This window comes from Streptomyces yerevanensis, from assembly GCF_000716805.1.
Lineage (GTDB): Bacteria > Actinomycetota > Actinomycetes > Streptomycetales > Streptomycetaceae > Streptomyces > Streptomyces flaveus.
The window spans coordinates 83,529-102,150 of record NZ_JNWJ01000014.1 but is presented as its reverse complement, the minus strand read 5'-3'; the positions used below and the strand labels follow the sequence as shown (position 1 = coordinate 102,150).

Annotated in this window: 17 protein-coding genes; 2 read left to right on the top strand and 15 right to left on the bottom strand. The window is 69.6% G+C overall.

Annotated elements, in window-relative coordinates; genetic code table 11:
* Positions 1–6: 6 nt before the first annotated feature.
* The 5 genes from OP79_RS16785 to OP79_RS16765 form a co-directional block, all read right to left on the bottom strand.
* Positions 7–192, bottom strand: coding sequence for a hypothetical protein (locus OP79_RS16785; RefSeq protein ID WP_033321026.1), 186 nt, complete (start codon positions 190–192; stop codon positions 7–9).
* 200 nt (positions 193–392) lie between these two features.
* Positions 393–977 carry a hypothetical protein gene (locus OP79_RS16780; protein ID WP_033321025.1) on the bottom strand — a complete coding sequence of 195 codons (585 nt, stop codon included), beginning with the start codon at positions 975–977 and terminating at the stop codon, positions 393–395.
* A 35-nt stretch (positions 978–1,012) separates the two neighbouring features.
* Positions 1,013–1,588, bottom strand: a complete 576-nt coding sequence (locus OP79_RS16775; protein WP_033321024.1) for a GNAT family N-acetyltransferase — start codon at positions 1,586–1,588, stop codon at positions 1,013–1,015.
* Positions 1,566–3,842 carry an MMPL family transporter gene (locus OP79_RS16770; protein ID WP_033321023.1) on the bottom strand — a complete coding sequence of 759 codons (2,277 nt, stop codon included), beginning with the start codon at positions 3,840–3,842 and terminating at the stop codon, positions 1,566–1,568. Before OP79_RS16770 ends, OP79_RS16775 begins: the two co-directional genes overlap by 23 nt.
* A gap of 249 nt (positions 3,843–4,091) precedes the next feature.
* Complete coding sequence (locus tag OP79_RS16765) at positions 4,092–4,736, bottom strand: TetR/AcrR family transcriptional regulator (protein WP_033321022.1); 645 nt, start codon at positions 4,734–4,736, stop codon at positions 4,092–4,094.
* A gap of 96 nt (positions 4,737–4,832) precedes the next feature.
* Between OP79_RS16765 and OP79_RS16760 the strand changes: the two genes are divergently transcribed.
* Both OP79_RS16760 and OP79_RS16755 read left to right on the top strand, forming a co-directional pair.
* Entirely contained in the window at positions 4,833–5,435 is a 603-nt protein-coding gene (locus OP79_RS16760; RefSeq protein ID WP_033321021.1) for an NADPH-dependent FMN reductase, read from the top strand.
* The gene (locus tag OP79_RS16755) at positions 5,432–6,838 is read left to right on the top strand and encodes a DHA2 family efflux MFS transporter permease subunit (RefSeq protein WP_033321020.1); all 1,407 of its coding nucleotides are present in this window, start codon (positions 5,432–5,434) and stop codon (positions 6,836–6,838) included. The genes OP79_RS16760 and OP79_RS16755 overlap by 4 nt, the downstream gene beginning before the upstream one ends.
* Before the next feature lie 130 nt (positions 6,839–6,968).
* Here the strand turns inward: OP79_RS16755 and gatB are convergent, their stop codons facing one another.
* The 10 genes from gatB to OP79_RS16705 all read right to left on the bottom strand — a co-directional run bounded on the left by gatB (position 6,969) and on the right by OP79_RS16705 (position 18,557).
* Positions 6,969–8,480 carry an Asp-tRNA(Asn)/Glu-tRNA(Gln) amidotransferase subunit GatB gene (gatB, locus tag OP79_RS16750; RefSeq protein ID WP_033321019.1) on the bottom strand — a complete coding sequence of 504 codons (1,512 nt, stop codon included), beginning with the start codon at positions 8,478–8,480 and terminating at the stop codon, positions 6,969–6,971.
* A gap of 16 nt (positions 8,481–8,496) precedes the next feature.
* A complete protein-coding gene (locus OP79_RS16745) occupies positions 8,497–8,739 on the bottom strand; it encodes a hypothetical protein (RefSeq protein ID WP_033321018.1) in 243 nt (80 codons plus the stop codon).
* Positions 8,736–10,241, bottom strand: coding sequence for an Asp-tRNA(Asn)/Glu-tRNA(Gln) amidotransferase subunit GatA (gatA, locus tag OP79_RS16740; protein WP_033321017.1), 1,506 nt, complete (start codon positions 10,239–10,241; stop codon positions 8,736–8,738). Before gatA ends, OP79_RS16745 begins: the two co-directional genes overlap by 4 nt.
* Before the next feature lie 6 nt (positions 10,242–10,247).
* Positions 10,248–10,544, bottom strand: coding sequence for an Asp-tRNA(Asn)/Glu-tRNA(Gln) amidotransferase subunit GatC (gene gatC / locus OP79_RS16735; protein WP_030258164.1), 297 nt, complete (start codon positions 10,542–10,544; stop codon positions 10,248–10,250).
* Between the two features lie 112 nt (positions 10,545–10,656).
* Positions 10,657–13,098, bottom strand: coding sequence for a putative bifunctional diguanylate cyclase/phosphodiesterase (locus tag OP79_RS16730; protein WP_425428574.1), 2,442 nt, complete (start codon positions 13,096–13,098; stop codon positions 10,657–10,659).
* 113 nt (positions 13,099–13,211) lie between these two features.
* A complete protein-coding gene (ligA, locus tag OP79_RS16725) occupies positions 13,212–15,419 on the bottom strand; it encodes an NAD-dependent DNA ligase LigA (RefSeq protein ID WP_033321015.1) in 2,208 nt (735 codons plus the stop codon).
* Positions 15,420–15,434: 15 nt separating this feature from the next.
* A complete protein-coding gene (locus OP79_RS16720; RefSeq protein ID WP_033321014.1) occupies positions 15,435–16,454 on the bottom strand; it encodes a methionine synthase in 1,020 nt (339 codons plus the stop codon).
* 49 nt (positions 16,455–16,503) lie between these two features.
* Positions 16,504–17,202: an SDR family oxidoreductase gene (locus OP79_RS16715; RefSeq protein WP_033321013.1), complete on the bottom strand. Its 699-nt coding sequence runs from the start codon at positions 17,200–17,202 to the stop codon at positions 16,504–16,506.
* A 15-nt stretch (positions 17,203–17,217) separates the two neighbouring features.
* Positions 17,218–17,757 carry an LOG family protein gene (locus OP79_RS16710; protein ID WP_033321012.1) on the bottom strand — a complete coding sequence of 180 codons (540 nt, stop codon included), beginning with the start codon at positions 17,755–17,757 and terminating at the stop codon, positions 17,218–17,220.
* Entirely contained in the window at positions 17,754–18,557 is an 804-nt protein-coding gene (locus OP79_RS16705; protein ID WP_211270811.1) for a class I SAM-dependent methyltransferase, read from the bottom strand. Before OP79_RS16705 ends, OP79_RS16710 begins: the two co-directional genes overlap by 4 nt.
* Positions 18,558–18,622 lie beyond the last annotated feature (65 nt).

Here is an 18,622-nt window from a genome sequence, read left to right as displayed (position 1 = left end):
CCGGCATCACGCCGCGCGTGCGAAGCGGTGGCGGCGTGAGTGCGGGCGGCGGTTCACCCGCCCTTCGGTGTCGTCCTTCGCGGAGCGGCGGGCGGCACGGCGGGCGCGAATGGCCTCGCGCGCCAGCCGGTAGTTGTCGGCCTCGCGGATCATCTCGGCGGAACGGATCTGCTGGAGCTCGTACTCGAACATCTCGTACCCCTCATGAAGAGTCGGTTTCGGGCCTCGCTTGGTGCGATGCCTCAACCTTCGTCTCCAAGGGGGGTGCGTCACATCGGGAGAGTTCCGCATCTTGCGCACGGGAGGGGCCTTAGGTCTGCCGTAAGTAGCTCGCGGCGGACCTAAGGCCCCTCAGGACGTGCGGTTTTTGAGTCAGCTTCCCAGTAGGCGGTTCAGCCGGCGCTGGGTACGGACAGCAGGACGTCGGAGTACTTGAGGGCGGCCAGCAGCAGACCGACGACGCCGAGCGAGACGCCCGCCCAGGCGACCGACTTGATCCACGGGGCCTGCACCCGGTCGGGGTTCCCGAACGCGGGCCGCGCGAGCACCACGACGCCGACGACCAGTGCGACCACCGCGAAGAGCCCGCCCCACAGAGCGGTGGCCTGCCAGGCATCGCCGTAGAGCGCCTGGAGCTGCGTTGCCACGCTCGGGTTGGACGCGGCCTGCATCTCCAGCTGGCCGACGATCTCCTGTCGCGCGGAGGCCACCGTGCCGACCCAGCTGCCCGTCAGCGAAACGATGCCGAGCCCGGCGGAGACGACGGCGGCTGCACCCTGGCCCACTCCGGAGCCTCCGGCAGCCGCATCGGCGCCGTCAGCGGAGTCCTTGTACGCCTGCTCGTCGTCCTCGTACGCCTCGGCGTCGGCCTGGTCCGCGGCCGTGTCGCCGTCCTTCGTGAGCTGCACGTCCTCCTCGTCGCGCTTTGCCTCGGTGCCGGTGTCGGTGCCGGCCTCGTCAACTGTCTTGGATCCCATGCACCGCACCGTACGGACGCTGTCTGAGAAGTGTCTTAATGATCGTCGCGAGCTGCACGCGTGCGTGCGTCACGCCATTCCGGCGCGAGCACGGACCACACTTCGAGGTCCTGGCGCACGCCCCGGTAGGGGTAGACCTCCCGGAGCACGCCGTCGCGGCTCATGCCCAGCCGCCGCGCCACATTGATGCTCGGTTCGTTGGCGGTCGACGCCTGCCACTCCACACGGTGGATGCCGCGCTCCTCGACCGCCCAGTCGATGAGGATCCGCATGGCGCGGGTGACCAGTCCGCGTCCCGCGCCGGCCGGTTCAAGCCAGCATCCGACCTCGCAGGTGCCCCGCTCGGCGTCGAAGTGCAGGAACAGCACACCGCCGACGAGCTTTCCGTCCAGCCACAGCCCGTGCAGGCTGCCGGTGTCGGCGGCGCGCTTGTCGGCGTACGACTGGAGGAGCTCGCGCGCGGAGTCGGCATCTGTGACATTCGCCCCGAAGGGGATGTGCCGCCCGATGAACTCACGTCCCCGCTCCAGGTGCGCCAGGAACTCCTCGGCGTGCCAGGGCTCCAGGGGTCGCAGTTCGGCGCCGTCCTCACCCAGGGATATCGCGTACATCCTGCTGCCGCTCCTTCACGAGTACGTCCCTCAGCGCGCCGTCGCGCGCAGCGGGAATCGTCGCATGGGAGGAGCCGGCGGGACCGGCAGGGACGGCAGGGCTGGACTCGGACGGTTCGATGCTGATGCGAGGCAGACGGCGGTCGAGCCAGCGGGGCAGCCACCAGTTGGCACCGCCCAGCATGTGCATCAGGGCGGGCACCAGGAGCGTACGCAGGACGAAGGCGTCGAGCGCGACCGCGGCGGCGAGCGCGATGCCGAACATCGCGATGACGCGGTCGCCGCTGAGCACGAAGGCCAGGAAGACCGAGATCATGATCACGGCGGCGGAGTTGATCACCCGGCTGGTCTCGGCGAGGCCGACGCGGACGGCCCGCCGGTTGTCGCCGGTCTCCAGCCATTCCTCGTACATCCGGCTGACCAGGAAGACCTGGTAGTCCATGGAGAGTCCGAAGAGCACGGACACCATGATCACGGGCAGGAACGGTTCGATCGGGCCCGCGCTGCCGAGGCCGAGCAGTTCGCTGCCCCAGCCCCACTGGAAGATCGCGACGACGACGCCGAAGGCGGCGGCGACGGCCGCGACGTTCATCGCGGCGGCCTTCAGGGGTATGCCGATGGAGCGGAAGGCGAGCAGCAGCAGCAGGCAGCCGAGCCCGATCACGACGCCCACGAACAGCGGCAGCTTGCCGATGATGACCTCGGCGAAGTCGTCGTAGCCGGCCGTGACCCCGCCGACGTGCACGTCCAGCGAGGTGTCCGTCTCGGCCCGCGGGAGCACGTCGGTGCGCAGCCGGTCGACGAGGTCGCTGGTCTTCTGGGACTGCGGCGAGGACTCCGGCACGACGGTGAGGTACGCGGTGTCGCCGCCCGTGTCGTACGTCACCGGGGTCACCGAGGCGACACCCTCGGTCGACCGGAGTGTGGTGTCGAGGTTCTCGAGGGCGAGCCGGTCCTGGGCGCCGTCGACATCGGTGACGAGGGTCAGCAGGCCGTTGACGCCGGGGCCGAAGCCGTCGGCCAGCAGGTCGTACGCCTGGCGGGTGGTGGCGGTCTCCGGGTTGTTGCCCTGGTCCGAGGTGCCGAGGTGCAGGCCGAGCGTGGGCAGCGCCAGCACGGTCATGACGGCGAGGGCGACGACTCCGAGCAGCTTGGGGTGCCGCTCGACGAAGGCGGACCAGCGGGCGGCGAACCCGGTGGGGAGCTCCGGCGCGGGACCGTGCTCGTCCAGGTGGCGACGCTCGCGGCGGCTGAGGGCGCGCATGCCGATGAAGGAGAGCAGCGAGGGCAGCAGGGTCACGGAGGCCGCGACGGTGAGGAGCACGGTCAGGGAGGCGGCGATCGCGACGCCGTTGAGGAAGCTGAGCCGCAGGATGAGCATGCCGAGCAGGGCTATGCACACCGTTGCGCCCGCGAAGACGACGGCGCGTCCGGTGGTGGTCACGGCGTTCCGCGCGGCCTCCTCGACCGGCAGCCCGCGCTTCAGCCCGCGCCGGTGTCTGGTGACGATGAACAGCGCGTAGTCGATGCCGACGCCGAGGCCGACCAGCATGCCGAGCATCGGCGCGAAGTCGGCGACGGTCATGAAGTGGCCGAGCAGCACGATCCCGGCGTACGCCGTGCCGACGCTCACCAGGGCCGTGGCGATCGGCAGCATGGAGGCGGCGAGCGAGCCGAAGGCGAGGAAGAGAACCACGGCGGCGACGATCACTCCGACGACCTCGGCGACATGGCCGCCCGACGACTCGGTGAGCCCGATGGCGTTACCGCCCAGCTCGACCTGGAGGCCGTCCGTCTCCGCGTCCTTGGCCGTGTCCACGACGGCCTGGACCTCGGCCTGGTCGACGTCCTTGGACTGCTCGTCGAAGGTGACCGTGGCGTAGGCGGTACGCCCGTCGGCGCTGATCCGACCGGCGCCCTGGCTGTCGTACGGGTCGGTCACGGAGGCCACGCCGGGCAGGTCCTCGATCTTGTCGAGGGTGACCTTCATCGTCTGCTCGACATCGGCGGCCCGTACGAAACCCGTGTCGGAGCCGGTGTGCCAGACGATCGTGTCGCTGTCCCCGCCGAGGTCCGGGAAGCTCTTCTGCAGCAGCTGGGCGGCACGGCCGGATTCGGTGCCTGGCACCTTGTAGTCGTTCGAGTACGCGGATCCGGCGACCGCTGCGGCAGCGGTCGTACCGCCGAGCGCGAGGATCCAGAGCAGAACGACCAGAAGGCGGTGCCGGACACACCAGCGTGCGAGTGCTGCCACGAACGAGCTCCCGTGGGGGGATTGTGGATCTTTACCGGGAACCGCCCGCAAAGAACACATGAGCAAGACGTGGACAACCCTCGCAGGCCGTAGAGATCGTTAGCCGTTTTCGTGGACTTACTCACAGAAATGCGAGGGACTTCACAGCACGCTTATGTGAATCCCCTCGCATTTCCCGGCGTCCACCGCGGCTGAAGTCGAAGGCGCCGGTGAGGTCACCGGCACCCCTCCCGGACGACGAGGCCCGGCTCACGCCCCTCCGGAGGACTCCCGTCGCGGCAGATACCCGTGCAGGAACGCCCGCACCCCCGAGACGATCAGCTCGTCCCGCTCCTCGTCCGGCATCGGGATCACGCCCCCGTACGTGCGATCGCTGATCTCGGACCCGGTCAGCAGGAGGAAGTGCATCGCGGCCCGCTCCGGGTCCGGGGCGTCGAGCAGCCCCTCGTCGGCCAGCTCACGGAACCGGGCGGCCACCAACTTGAGCGCGCGGTCGGGCCCGGACGCCCGCCAGGCGTCCACGAACTCCTGCGGAACATGGCCGATTTCGGCCCGCAACTGCCGTACGAGGGAGAAGTGGTCGCCGAACTCGTACATCGGACTCATCCAGGCGTGCGCGAAGTCGGCGAGGTCCGCTTCCAGGTCCGTGACCTTGTACAACCGCCGGTCGATGGCGTCGGCATGGGCCCGTACGACCTCCTCGGAACCCTCCACGATGACGACGCGGAAGAGCTGCGCCTTGCCCTCGGGGAAGTGGTTGTAGATCGTGCGGGTGGAGACCCCCGCCTCCTTGGCGATGGAGTCGATTCCGGCGCGGGTGTAGCCGTCGCGCCCGAAGACCCGGCGCGCTCCCCGCACGATCGCCTGCCGCTTCTCGGCGAGCCCCTGTCTCACGCGTCCTGCCCCTTCCTGTCGCCTGTCACGGTAGCCGGACCTGGAAAATTACAACGTTCGTTGCATTCACTGCCATGATGGTTGTACTTTCCTGGCATGACGAACTCATTCACCGCACCGACCCTGTCCAAGGCCCCGCTCCGGGTCGCCGTCCTGACCGGCTCCACCCGCGAGGGCCGCTTCGGACCCGTGGTCGCCGACTGGTTCCTGAAGTTCGCCGCCGAGCGCGACGGTCTCGAACTCGACCACGTCGACCTGGCCGAACACCCACTGCCCGATGTCGTCTCCCCGGAGCCCCACCCCGAGGCCGCCCCGGTCACGACAACCCTGGAGGCGACCGACGCCTTCGTGGTGATCACACCCGAGTACAACCACAGCTTCCCGGCCCCCCTGAAGAACGCCATCGACCTGCACTACACCCAGTGGCAGGCCAAGCCGGTCGGCTTCGTCTCGTACGGCGGCATAGGCGGCGGTCTGCGCGCGGTCGAGCAACTGCGGCTGGTCTTCGCCGAGTTGCACGCCGTGACGATGCGGGACACGGTCAGCTTCCACATGGCCTGGGAGAACTTCGCCGAGGACGGCTCGCTGCTGCGGCCCGACCTACCCGAGGGCGCCGCCAAGGGCATGCTGGACCAACTGACCTGGTGGGGCCGGACGTTGCGCGCGGGCCGCGCCGTTTCGCCGTACGAGGCCGCATGAGCGCCACGCTGCCGAAGAGGGCCGGGAGCGCGCCGGTCCCCGCCATCCCCCGGCACGTCCTGGCCGTCGCGGGCGTGGTGGTCCTCGGCTCGTTCATGACGGTGCTCGACATGACCATCGTCAATGTCGCGCTGGACCACCTCTCACGCGCCTTCGACGCCCCGCTGTCCGTGGTCCAGTGGACGGTGACCGGCTACTCGCTCGCGCTGGCCACCGTCATCCCGGTCACGGCGTGGGCGGTGGGCCGGTTCGGCGCGAAGCGGGTCTTCCTCACCGCCGTCACGCTGTTCACGCTCGGCTCGGCGCTCACGGGCCTCGCCTGGAACGCCAGTTCGCTGATCACCTTCCGGGTGCTCCAGGGGCTCGGCGGCGGCATGATCATGCCGGTCGCGATGACCGTGGTCCTGCGCGCGGCCCCGCCGGAGCGCAAGGGCACGATGATGGGCATCCTCGGCATCCCCGTCCTCATCGGCCCGATGGCGGGACCGATCCTCGGCGGCGTCTTCACCGACGCGCTCTCCTGGCGCTGGATCTTCTTCGTCAACGTCCCCGTAGGCGCCCTGACCCTGCTGCTGGGCGCGCGCGTCCTGCGCGGCGACGACGAACGCATCCACCGCCCACTGGACCTGCCCGGCCTGCTCACCCTCTCCCCCGGCCTCGCGGCCCTCCTCTACGGCCTGACGCTGGGCGGCGAGCGCGGCACCTTCGCCGACGCAGACGTCGTGGTCCCGCTCATCGCCGGTACGGCGCTGGTGGTGTCCTTCGCGATACGGGCGCTGCGAGCCGCCCATCCCCTGCTCGACCTGCGGCTGCTGCGCAGGGCATCGTTCGGGCGGGCGGTGGCGACGATGGTGCCGTTCTCGGCCGCGTACTTCGGCTCCATGATCCTCGTACCGCTGTACTGGCAGCAGGGGCGCGGCCTGACCGCCACCGAGGCCGGCCTGCTGATGGCGCCTCAGTTCCTGTTCAGCGGCACGGTGATGCAGTTCTCCAGCCGGATCTCGGACCGCGTCGCGACCCGCGCGATCGTCGTGCCCGGCATCCTGGTCGCCGCCGCGGGCTTCTGCGCCTTCGCCGTCCAGGCAGGGGCCGACACCCCGTACTGGCGCCTGGTCGCCTCGCTCGCCGTCATGGGCACAGGTGTCGGCATGACCAACATGCCGGTCATGGCCGCGGCCACGCGCGGCCTCGCGGACGGTGAAGTCGCCGCCGGCAGCACGGCGTTGAACATCATCCTGCAGATGGCCGCGTCCGTCGGCACGGCGCTGACGGCTCTGCTGCTGACGGCTACGGACGGGTTCCGTACGACGTTGTTGTGCGGGGTGGGGTTGATGGCGCTGGCGCTTCCTATGGCGGTTCGGTTGCCGCGTTCGAGCCCGTCTGGGGGCACCTCCCAGCGGTAGCTGGGGGAGATCGAGGACGAGGCCGCCAGGCCGATACGGGGGGTCTGGGGGCGGAGCCCCCAGGACGGCACACACGAGGGGCGGTGCGCCTGAACCCAGGTGCACCGCCCCTCAAGCGACAGAGCGAGGGCTAGCCCTCGACCCCCAGCTTCTCCAGGATCAGTTCCTTGACGCGCGCCGCGTCGGCCTGGCCCCGCGTGGCCTTCATGACCGCGCCCACGAGGGCACCCGCCGCGGCCACCTTGCCGCCGCGGATCTTGTCCGCGATGGCCGCGTTGCCCGCGATGGCCTCGTCGACGGCGGCCGTGAGGGCGCCCTCGTCCGAGACGACCTTCAGGCCGCGCTTGTCGACGACCTCGTCCGGGGTGCCTTCGCCCGCGAGAACGCCTTCGATGACCTGACGGGCCAGCTTGTCGTTGAGGGAGCCGTCCTTGACCAGCGTGGTCACCCGGGCCACCTGCTCGGGCGTGATCGGCAGCGCGTCGATCGGGCGGCCCGACTCGTTGGCGTTCCGGGCCAGTTCGCCCATCCACCACTTGCGGGCCGAGGCCGAGTCGGCGCCCGCCTCGATCGTGGCGGCGATCAGGTCGACCGCGCCCGCGTTCAGGATCGACTGCATGTCGTGCTCGGAGATCCCCCACTCCTCACGCAGCCGGTTGCGGCGTAGCCGCGGCAGTTCGGGCAGGACCGCCCGCAGCTCCTCGACCCACTCGCGGGTCGGGGCGACGGGGACGAGGTCCGGCTCGGGGAAGTAGCGGTAGTCCTCCGCCTCTTCCTTCACTCGGCCGGAGGTCGTGGAGCCCGTGTCCTCGTGGAAGTGGCGGGTCTCCTGGATGATCGTGCCACCGCTGTTCAGGACGGCGGCGTGCCGCTGGATCTCGTACCGGCAGGCACGCTCCACCGACCGCAGCGAGTTGACGTTCTTCGTCTCGGAGCGTGTGCCGAACTTCTCGGTGCCGTTCGGGCGCAGCGAGAGGTTCACGTCGCAGCGCATCTGCCCCATCTCCATGCGGGCTTCCGACACACCGAGCGCCTTGATCAGCTCGCGCAGTTCGGCGACGTACGCCTTGGCGACCTCGGGAGCGCGCTCCCCCGCACCCTCGATCGGCTTGGTGACGATCTCGATGAGCGGGATGCCGGCGCGGTTGTAGTCCAGCAGGGAGTGCGAGGCGCCGTGGATACGGCCCGTCGCGCCGCCCACGTGCGTGGACTTGCCGGTGTCCTCCTCCATGTGGGCGCGCTCGATCTCCACGCGGAAGATCTCGCCGTCCTCCAGCTGGACGTCCAGATAGCCGTTGAAGGCGATCGGCTCGTCGTACTGGGAGGTCTGGAAGTTCTTCGGCATGTCCGGATAGAAGTAGTTCTTCCGGGCGAAACGGCACCACTCGGCGATCTCGCAGTTCAGCGCGAGACCGATCTTGATCGCGGACTCGACACCGGTCGCGTTCATGACCGGGAGCGAGCCGGGCATGCCGAGGCAGGTCGGGCAGGTCTGCGAGTTGGGCTCGGCGCCCAGCTCGGTCGAACAGCCGCAGAACATCTTGGTCTTGGTGCCGAGTTCGACATGGACCTCGAGGCCCATGACGGGGTCGTACGACGCCAGCGCGTCCTCGTACGACACCAGTTCAGTCGTGACAGTCACGGTGAAACTTTCCCTCTCAGCCCAGCAGGACGTCGTCGTCGCCCAGGCGCTTGAGCTCCCGGTAGAGGATGGCGAGGCCGGTGACGATGGCTACGGCGGACACGGTGGCGTCGATCAGGACCAGGGTGTCCTTCTCGGCGCGGGCCTTCTTGAGCCGCTTGGCGACACCGATCGCGCCGAACGCGGTCCCGGCCATGGACAGGTACGTACCGGACTTCGAATTCTTGAAGCCCTTGGCCTTCGACAGTGCCTTGCTCACAGCGACGGAGCCTCCTCGATCAGCGGGTGACCCCAGCGTTCCACGAACGCGGCCTCGACCGCGGCGCCCACCTTGTAGAGGCGGTCGTCCTGCATCGCGGGGGCGATGATCTGCAGACCGACCGGGAGGTTGTCCTCCGGCGCGAGACCGCAGGGCAGCGACATGGCGGCGTTGCCCGCCAGGTTGGTCGGGATGGTGCACAGGTCCGCGAGGTACATCGCCATTGGGTCGTCGGCGCGCTCACCGATCGGGAAGGCGGTGGTCGGCGTCGTCGGGGAGACGATCACGTCGACCTGCTCGAAGGCCTTCTCGAAGTCGCGGGTGATGAGCGTACGGACCTTCTGGGCGCTGCCGTAGTACGCGTCGTAGTAGCCGCTCGACAGGGCGTACGTGCCGAGCATGACGCGGCGCTTGACCTCGTCCCCGAAGCCCGCCTGGCGGGTGAGGGAGGTGACGTCCTCGGCGGAGCGGCTGCCGTCGTCGCCGGTGCGCAGTCCGTAGCGCAGGCCGTCGAAGCGGGCGAGGTTGGAGGAGCACTCGGACGGCGCGATCAGGTAGTACGCGGACAGCGCCAGGTCGAAGGACGGGCAGTCCAGCTCGACGATCTCGGCGCCCAGCTCCTTGAGGAGCGCGACGGACTCGTCGAAGCGCTGGACGACACCGGCCTGGTAGCCCTCGCCGCTGAACTGCCTGACGACGCCTACGCGCATGCCCTCGACGCTGCCGTTGCGGGCGGCCTCGACAACGGGCGGTACGGGCGCGGCGATGGAGGTCGAGTCGAGAGGATCGTGACCGGCGATGGCCTCGTGGAGGAGGGCCGCGTCCAGGACCGTACGGGCGCAGGGGCCGCCCTGGTCGAGGGACGACGAGAACGCCACCATGCCGTACCGCGACACGCCACCGTACGTCGGCTTCACGCCGACCGTGCCGGTGACGGCGGCGGGCTGGCGGATGGAGCCGCCGGTGTCGGTGCCGATGGCGAGCGGGGCCTGGAAGGAGGCGAGGGCGGCGGAGGACCCACCGCCGGAGCCGCCGGGGATGCGCGTCAGGTCCCACGGGTTGCCGGTCGGCCCGAACGCGCTGTTCTCGGTGCTGGACCCCATGGCGAACTCGTCCATGTTGGTCTTGCCGAGGATGACGACGTCGGCGGCCTTCAGCTTCCGGGTGACGGTCGCGTCGTACGGCGGAATCCAGCCCTCGAGGATCTTCGAACCGACGGTGGTCGGAATCCCCTCGGTGGTGAAGATGTCCTTGAGCGCGAGGGGCACACCGGCGAGGGGACCGAGCTTCTCCCCTCGCTCCCGCTTCTCGTCGACGGCACGGGCCTGGGCGAGCGCGCCCTCCCGGTCGATGTGCAGGAAGGCGTGCACCTTCTCGTCGACGGCCTCGATACGGGCGAGATGGGCCTCGGTGACCTGCACGGCCGTAAGCTCGCCGGCGGCGATCTTCTGGGCGATCTCGGCGGCGGTGAGCTTGATGATGGTGACGTTGTTGTCCGTCATGTCGGGTTACTCCTCCCCCAGGATCTGCGGCACCTTGAAACGCTGCTGCTCCTGGGCCGGGGCGCCGGACAGCGCCTGCTCGGGGGTGAGCGACGGACGGACCTCGTCCGCGCGCATGACATTCGTCAGCGGCAGCGGGTGGGAGGTCGGCGGTACGTCTTGGTCGGCGACCTCGCTGACGCGGGCGACCGCGCCGATGATGTCGTCGAGCTGACCGGCGAAGTGATCGAGCTCTTCGTCCTTCAGCTCCAGACGCGCCAGCCGTGCGAGGTGGGCGACCTCCTCGCGCGTGATGCCAGGCATGCAGCGATCCTCAGGGGTGAGTGTGTGTGCTTTGCGCCAATCCTATGGCGCCGATGCGGGTGGCTGCGCCCGGGTTTCCTTTCTGCCGCCCACACTCTGGGGTGCCGTGCCCCTAAACGACCCGCCCCGGATCATCCGCCGCAGCCGCGGGCAGCGCGGCCCGAGGCCGCTGCCACCCCCTGGACCCACGGGCCCGGAGCCACGCGGTGGTCTCCTCCGCGGGCATCGCCGCGGCGACCAGCCACCCCTGAACCGCGTCGCATCCGAGGTCCCGGAGTCGCTCCCACGTCTCGTCGTCCTCCACCCCTTCGGCGACGACGAGAAGCCCCAGCGAATGCGCGAGATCGACGGTGCAGCGAACGATCTCGGCGTCCTCCGTGTCGACGGCCAGCCGAGCCACGAAGGACCGGTCGATCTTCAGTTCGCTCACGGGCAGCCGGCGCAGATGTACCAGCGAGGAGTACCCGGTCCCGAAGTCGTCGAGGGACATCTTCACGCCGTGCCCGGTCAGCGCGGCCAGCGTGGCCGCGGCCCGGTGCGGGTCCTCGAGCAGCACATGCTCGGTTATCTCCAGCTGCAAGGCCCCCGCCGGGACCCCGTGCCGTGCGAGCCGTGCGGCGACGCCTCCGGCGAACCCCGGCGTGTGCACATCGCGCGGCGACACATTGACGGCCACGGGCACATAAAGCCCCTGAGCCCGCCAGCGGGCCACCTGCCCGAGCGCCGTCTCCAGCACGTACTCCGTGAGATGCGGCATCAGCCCGGACGACTCGGCGATCGCTATGAACTCGTCCGGCGGTACCCTCCCGCGCTCGGGATGCACCCACCGTACGAGCGCCTCGAGCCCGGCCACCTGCCCGTCGAAGCGGACCTTCGGCTGGTAGTGCAACTCGACGTCCCCGGTATCCAGTGCCCGGCGCAGATCCCCCAACAGCCCCAGCCGGTCAGGGGTGTTGGAGTCCCGCTTGGACTCGTACACCTCCACTCCCGTACGGTCCCGCTTCGCCTGGTACATCGCGACATCCGCCCGCCGCAGCAGCCCCTCCGCGTCCAGCGCGTGATCGGGGAAGACGGCGAGCCCGGCACTGGCCTCCAGTACGAGCGTCAGCCCGTCGAGATCCAGTGGCGAACCGAGCGCGGCGACGAGGTTACGAGCCACCCGCGTCGCGGACGTCGTCGAGTCGGCCACGGGCAGCAGTACGGCGAACTCGTCACCACCGAGCCGCGCGGCCTCCGCCCCGCGCGGCAACGCCAGCCGCAACCGATCCGCTATCTGCAACAGCAGCCGGTCCCCCGCAAGATGTCCCAGCGTGTCATTCACGGACCGGAATCGATCCAGGTCGATCAGCATCAGTGCGGAACGCGCACCGATCCGCTCGGCGTCCTCGAGCGCCGTCCAGGTGCGTTCGAGGAGCCACTGGCGGTTGGGCAGCCCGGTGAGCGGGTCGCGCAGTTGTTCCTCGGCTCGGGCGCGGGCTATCCACAGGCTGAAGTCGAGCGCGATGAGGGGGATCGAGAAGAGCGGCAGCAGTACGGGGAGCGACATCGCGACGACGCAGATCAGCGGGGCGATACCGAGCAGCGCCACGGCCACGAGCCCGTGTCTGACCAGGGCCGTACGGGCGACGGTCGGCACCCCGGCACGGGGCGCGTGGAGGTACCACAGGAGCGCGCGCGTCACGGCGAGATACGCGACTGCCACCAACACCACCTCGGGCGCGGTGTAGACGGTCCAGCTCTCCGGGTTCCAGGGCTTCTCCACGGACGGGACCCGGCCGAAGATGGCCAGCACCAGCGCACCGCCGCCGATGCCGAGAATGTCCACCGCGCCTTGCAGCACGCCCTGGCGCCAGCGGTGACGGCGGGCTATGCCGACGAGCACGACGACGGTGAGGCTGACCATTCCGGCCGGCACCCAGCCGTACAGCAGCAGGACGGCGAGTGTGAGGGCGGCGCCGGAGCCCGTGCCGCCCCACCAGCGGGCGCGGCCGAGCGCCACCAGATGGCCGACGATGATGCCGACCAGCACGGCAAAAGACCAGCCGACGGAACCGGACGGAAAGAGCGCCTGGTGCCCGGTGAACCCCCGGAAGAAGCCCGCGCCCAGCACGAACCCGGCCGCCGCGACGACCGCCGTGGGCAGTGTGGGCCAGTACGTCTGCCGCTCGGGTTCATGGCCGGGCATCCCGTGCCCGGCGCCGGTGCTCCCCTGGCCGGGCATTCCGAGCCCGGAGCCGGCGCCCACCCGGCCCTGTCCGTGCCCCTGTCCGCGCGCGTCCGTGCCCGGCCCGTGCCCGGCCACCATGGTGCGCTGTCCGGCTGCAGCCAGGGACGCCCCCCATCTCCGCATACCGGTCACCCAGCGCGGGCGCAGCCGTGAGTCCGGGGCGGCGCTCTCGGTCGGTTCCATTCCCGTCCCTCTCACAGCCGGCGGTGCCCACGCCACGCGGCCCGATGCCCGACACCCTCTAACGGCACCGCGTCTGAAAACCCTTCCCCCGCTCTTGACGAGTGGGGGATGCCCCGACCGCAGCTGGGCACGGCAGGCGCACATCTCAACAGTAGGCCGCAGAAGGCTTCTACGGGCACCGGTCGTCTACGGTTGCCCGAATGCGACCAGGCCACCCACATGCATCTGGTATGCGCCGAACGGGTGACCTTCAATCCCTACTCCTCGACCGGAAGCGCGACTTCAGCGGCTGCTTCCGGACCTTGTTCGAGCAGAACGGCAAAGCCGTCCTCGTTCAGAACAGGCACTTTGAGCTGCATCGCCTTGTCGTACTTCGATCCAGGATTGTCACCAACGACTACAAAAGAAGTCTTCTTCGAAACCGAACCGGTTACTTTCGCGCCCCGAATCTGGAGTTGCTCCTTCGCGCCGTCCCGTGTGTAGTGCTCGAGCGTTCCGGTGACGACGACGGTGAGTCCTTCGAGCGGGCGCGGTCCTTCGTCCTCGCCCGAACTCTCTTCCGCCATCCGGACACCGGCCGCCCGCCACTTGCGCAGGATCTCCTGGTGCCAGTCCACCGTGAACCACTCCTTGAGGGAGGCCGCGATGATCGCGCCGACTCCCTCGGTGGCGGCCAGCTCCTCCTCGGTGGCTTGCTCGATACGGTCGACGGAGCGGAACTCACGGGCCAGCGCCTCGGCGGCGACCGGTCCGACATGACGGATCGACAGGCCGGTGAGGATACGGGCGAGCGGGCGCTGCTTGGCGGCCTCGATGTTCTTGAGCATCGCCAGCGCGTTCTTCCGCGGCCCGCCCTCCTTGTTGGCGAAGATCCAGGCGTCCTTCTCCTTACCGGTCTCCGGGTCCCGCTTCGGCAAGCCGCTGTCCTGGTCGAGGACGTACGCCTTGATGGGCAGCAACTGCTCGATGGTGAGGTCGAAGAGGTCGCCCTCGTCCTTGAGGGGTGGCTCGGCGGGCTCCAGGGGTTTGGTGAGCGCGGCGGCGGCGACGTATCCGAAGTTCTCGATGTCCAGGCTCTTGCGGCCCGCGAGATAGAAGAGGCGCTCGCGCAACTGGGCCGGGCAGGTGCGGCCGTTGGGGCAGCGCAGATCGATGTCGCCCTCCTTGGCGGGCGCCAGCGGTGTGCCGCACTCGGGGCACTCGGCAGGCATCACGAACTCCCGCTCGCTGCCGTCGCGCAGATCGACGACCGGGCCGAGGATCTCCGGGATGACGTCACCGGCCTTGCGCAGCACCACCGTGTCGCCGATGAGGACGCCCTTGGCCTTGACCACGTCCTGGTTGTGCAGCGTGGCGAACTCGACCTCGGAGCCCGCCACGGTGACCGGCTCCACCTGCGCATACGGCGTGACGCGGCCGGTACGGCCCACGCCCACCCGGATGTTGACCAGCTTGGTGTTGACCTCCTCCGGCGCGTACTTCCACGCGATCGCCCAGCGCGGGGCGCGCGAGGTCGATCCGAGACGGCCCTGAAGGGGGATCTCGTCGAGCTTCACGACGACGCCGTCGATCTCGTGCTGCACGGAGTGGCGGTTTTCTCCGTAGTACTCGATGAACTCCCGTACGCCGTCGAGGTCGTCGACCACCTTGCTGTACGGGGTCGTCGGCAGCCCCCACTCGCGCAGCAGGTCGTAGGCCTGTGAGAGCCGGTCGAGTCCGTCGAAGCCCTCTCGGGCGCCGATGCCGTGCACCACCATGTGCAGGGGTCGGGTGGCCGTGACGCGGGGGTCCTTCTGGCGCAGTGAACCCGCCGCGGCGTTGCGCGGGTTGGCGAAGGGCTTGTCTCCGGCCTCCACCAGGCGGGCGTTGAGCTCCTGGAACTTCTCCATCGGGAAGTAGACCTCGCCGCGGATCTCCACGAGGTCGGGGATGCGGTCGCCCCTCAGGCGGTCGGGGATCTCGGCGATCGTCCGGACGTTCGGCGTGATGTCCTCGCCCATGCGGCCGTCGCCGCGGGTCGCCGCGCGCGTGAGGCGGCCGTGCTCATAGGTGAGGTTGACCGCGAGGCCGTCGACCTTCAGCTCGCACAGGAAGTGGTGGTCGGACGTGCCGACCTCCTTCGCGACTCGGTCGGCCCAGGCCGCCAGCTCCGCCTCGTCGAAGGCGTTGTCCAGCGACAGCATGCGCTCGCGGTGCTGGACGGCCGTGAACTCCGTCTCGTACGCCCCCGCCACCTTCTGGGTCGGCGAGTCGGGCGTACGCAGCTCGGGATACTCCTCCTCCAGGGCCTCCAGGGCGCGCAGGAGCTGGTCGAACTCCGCGTCGCTGACGACGGGCGCGTCCTTCACGTAGTACCGGAAGCGGTGCTCCTCGATCTGCTCCGCCAGCTGCGCGTGCTTCTCCCGTGCCTCGGCGGGCACGGGCCCCGCAGTCGAACCAGTCTGTGCGTCCTTGTCGCCGGCCACCGTGTCGTCCTCCCCTTACTCTGGGTTGTCCGCGAGGGATCTCGCCGCCTGGACGCAGTGGGCGAGCGCCCGGCGCGCGTACTCGGGCGAAGCACCCGCGAGTCCGCACGTCGGAGTGACTGTGACCGACTCCGCGAGAAGCCCCGGATTCAGCCCCAGCCTGCGCCACAGCGTCCTGACACCCATGACGCTACCGGCAGGGTCTGACAATGGGCCGTCCGTGCCCGGCACTACGCCCGCGAACAGCTTCGTGCCCCCTTCGACTGCTTCCCCGATCGCGTCGTCGTCACGCTCGGTGAGGAGCCCGAAGTCGAAGGAGATCGCGGTTGCTCCGGCCCGGCGCAGCAGGGCGAACGGGACATCGGGGGCGCAGGTGTGCACGACGACGGGCCCTGTGTCCTGCACACCCGCCATGTCCCGCAGGGTGGCTTCGACGACCTGGCGGTCCACGGCCCGGTGGGTGCGGTAGCCGCTCGCGGTCTTCACCTGGCCGCGCAGGACGGCGACGAGCGAGGGCTCGTCGAGTTGCAGCACGATCTGGGCACCGGGTACCCGCCGTCGTACGTCGTCGAGATGGGCACGCAGCCCCTCGGCGAGCGATCCTGCGAGGTCACGGCAGGCGCCGGCATCGGACAGCGCCACCTGACCGTTCTTCAGCTCCAGCGCCGCCGCAAGCGTCCAGGGCCCCACCGCCTGCACCTTCAGCGGCCCTTCGTACCCCTGCGTGAACTCCTCCAGCGCGTCGAGGTCCTGGCGGAGCCAGGCCCTGGCCCGCCGGGTGTCCCGCCCCGGCCGGTCCCCGATCCGCCACCCGCTGGGCTCCACGCGCGCGTACAGCTCGACCAGCATCCCGGCCGTCCGCCCGATCATGTCGGCCCCGGGCCCCCGGGCAGGCAGCTCCGCCAGATACGGCATCCCCGTCTCCGGCCCCTCAAAGGTCCCGGTCACGGTCTTGGCGGCCTCCCGGGCGTCCTCGCCCGGCATCGACCCGATCCCGGTCGCGGGACCGGGCCTGAACTTGCTGTTTTCGCTCACGCGGGAAGTGTCGCTCACGCCGGAAGCGTACGGAATCGTGAGAGCGCGGTCAGCGCCCCGGCCGCACCGTCAAGTCGTTGACCTCCGCGTCCCTCGGCAGGTCCAGGGCCATCAGGATCGTCGTCGCCACCGACTCCGGGTCGATCCACATCGCGGGGTCGTACTCCTTGCCCTCCTGCTGATGGACCTTGGCCTGCATGGGGCTCGCGGTACGGCCCGGGTAGACCGAGGTGACGCGGACGCCGTTCGCGTGCTCCTCGTGGCGCAGCGAGTCGGCGAGAGCCTTCAGACCGTGCTTGGAGGCGGCGTACGCGGACCATTCACGGCCGGCGTTGAGTCCCGAACCGGAGTTGACGAAGATCACATGCCCCTGCGCGACGCGGAGTTGAGGCAGGAAGTGCCGGGTCAGCTCGGCGGGCGCGATCAGGTTGACGTTCAGCTGGTGGCGCCAGGTCTTGGGGGTCAGCTCGCCGACCGGGCCGAGGTCGATGACGCCCGCGATGTGCATGAGCGAATCGACCCGGCCGGGCAACGTCTGGTGCGAGAACGCCCAGGACAACCGGTCCGGATCCGCGAGATCGCCGACCAGGGTCTTCGCCCCCGGGAACTCGGCGGCCAGCTCCTTCGCGCGGCCCGCGTCGCGCGCGTGCAGCACCAACTCGTCCCCGCGCGCGTGGAGGCGGCGGGCGACGGCCGCGCCGATTCCGGAACCGGCCCCGGTGATCACATGTGTAGCCATGCCCGCCATGCTCGCACCACTGCATCACTGTTTGCCGAGTGACTCCTCCAGGTACGCCAGCGCCCCCACCGGCTCCTCCGCGAAGAACACCAGGTCGGTCAGCGGCACCGGCAGGAAGCCCTCGTCCTCCATGCGCCGGAACTGCTCCTTGAGGCCGTCGTAGAAGCCCGCCGTGTTGAGCAGCACCACCGGCTTGGTGGTGTGACCGTGCTTCTTCAGCTCCAGGATGTCCGTCGCCTCGTCCAGCGTGCCGGTCCCGCCGACCATGATCACCACGGCGTCGGCCTTCTCCAGAAGCAGCGCCTTCCGCTCGGCGAGGTCCCGCGCCACGACCATCTCGTCGGCGCCCGGCCGCGCCTTGGCCACCAGGAACTCCACGGAGACCCCGAGCAGCCGCCCACCCGCCTCCTGCACCCCGTCGGCGACGACCTTCATGAGCCCGACGTCCGAACCGCCCCACACCAGGGTGTGCCCACCCTTGCCGAGCAGTTCGGCGAACTCGCGGGCGGGGCGCGTATAGCGCTCGTCGAGATCGGCGGCCGAGAGAAAGACGCAGATGTTCATGGCTTCACGGTACGGGCCGCCTCTGACATCGCGGTCACCCGGAGCTTCGACTGACCATGCGGCAGCTTCTCCCAGTCGTCCATGAACCGGGCCGAAAGGCCGTGTTTCGCGGCCAGTTCGACGAGCGTGTCGGTGCGGTAGTAGAAGTCCTCGTGCAGCACCTGGTGTTCTCTGCCCTCGGTCCGGTCGAAGGTGAAGTCGAAGAACCCGCCCGGCGCGAGAACGCGGCCGATATGAGCGAGGCACTGCTCGATGACGTCCGGCGGCGAATGCGAGAACACACTGTGCGCGTGCACCACGTCGAAGTACGCGTCGGGCAGGAAGGCGAAGGTCAGGTCGTTCGTGAGCGTCAGGTGGGGCAGCTTGGCCTGGAGTCCTTCCCGTACAAGGGTGTCCTGGGCCGCGATCAGGATGTCCGGCGAGATGTCGATCCCGTAGTAGTGGCCGCTTTCCAGGTGGTCGATGAACAGCCGCCCGGCGCGCAGGTTCCCGCAGCCGATCTCCAGCATCCTGTGCTGCGGCTTCAGCCCGTGCCGCACCAGATAGTCGAACTGCATCCGGCCGATCTGGGCCCACCGGTCGCGTGACGGATTGTGGCCCACCGCCGCCTCCGTACTGCGCGCGGCGTCGGAGGCCATCACGGCCCGGTAGTACGCGATGTGGTCGCGGTGTTTGAGCCGCAGCCAGGCGTCACGCGCGGCCCGGCGGGCGTACGGGGGCACCTTCTCGGGGTGCCGCAGCGCGTAAGTCACCTGATGGGCAAGGCTTTTGCGGTAGCGGGTCAGTCGCGTGGCTCCCATAGGGACTCCCGATCGGACGACGTCAGGGAAGAATCCGCCGTCGGCGTGCGCTTGCACCCGGTGAG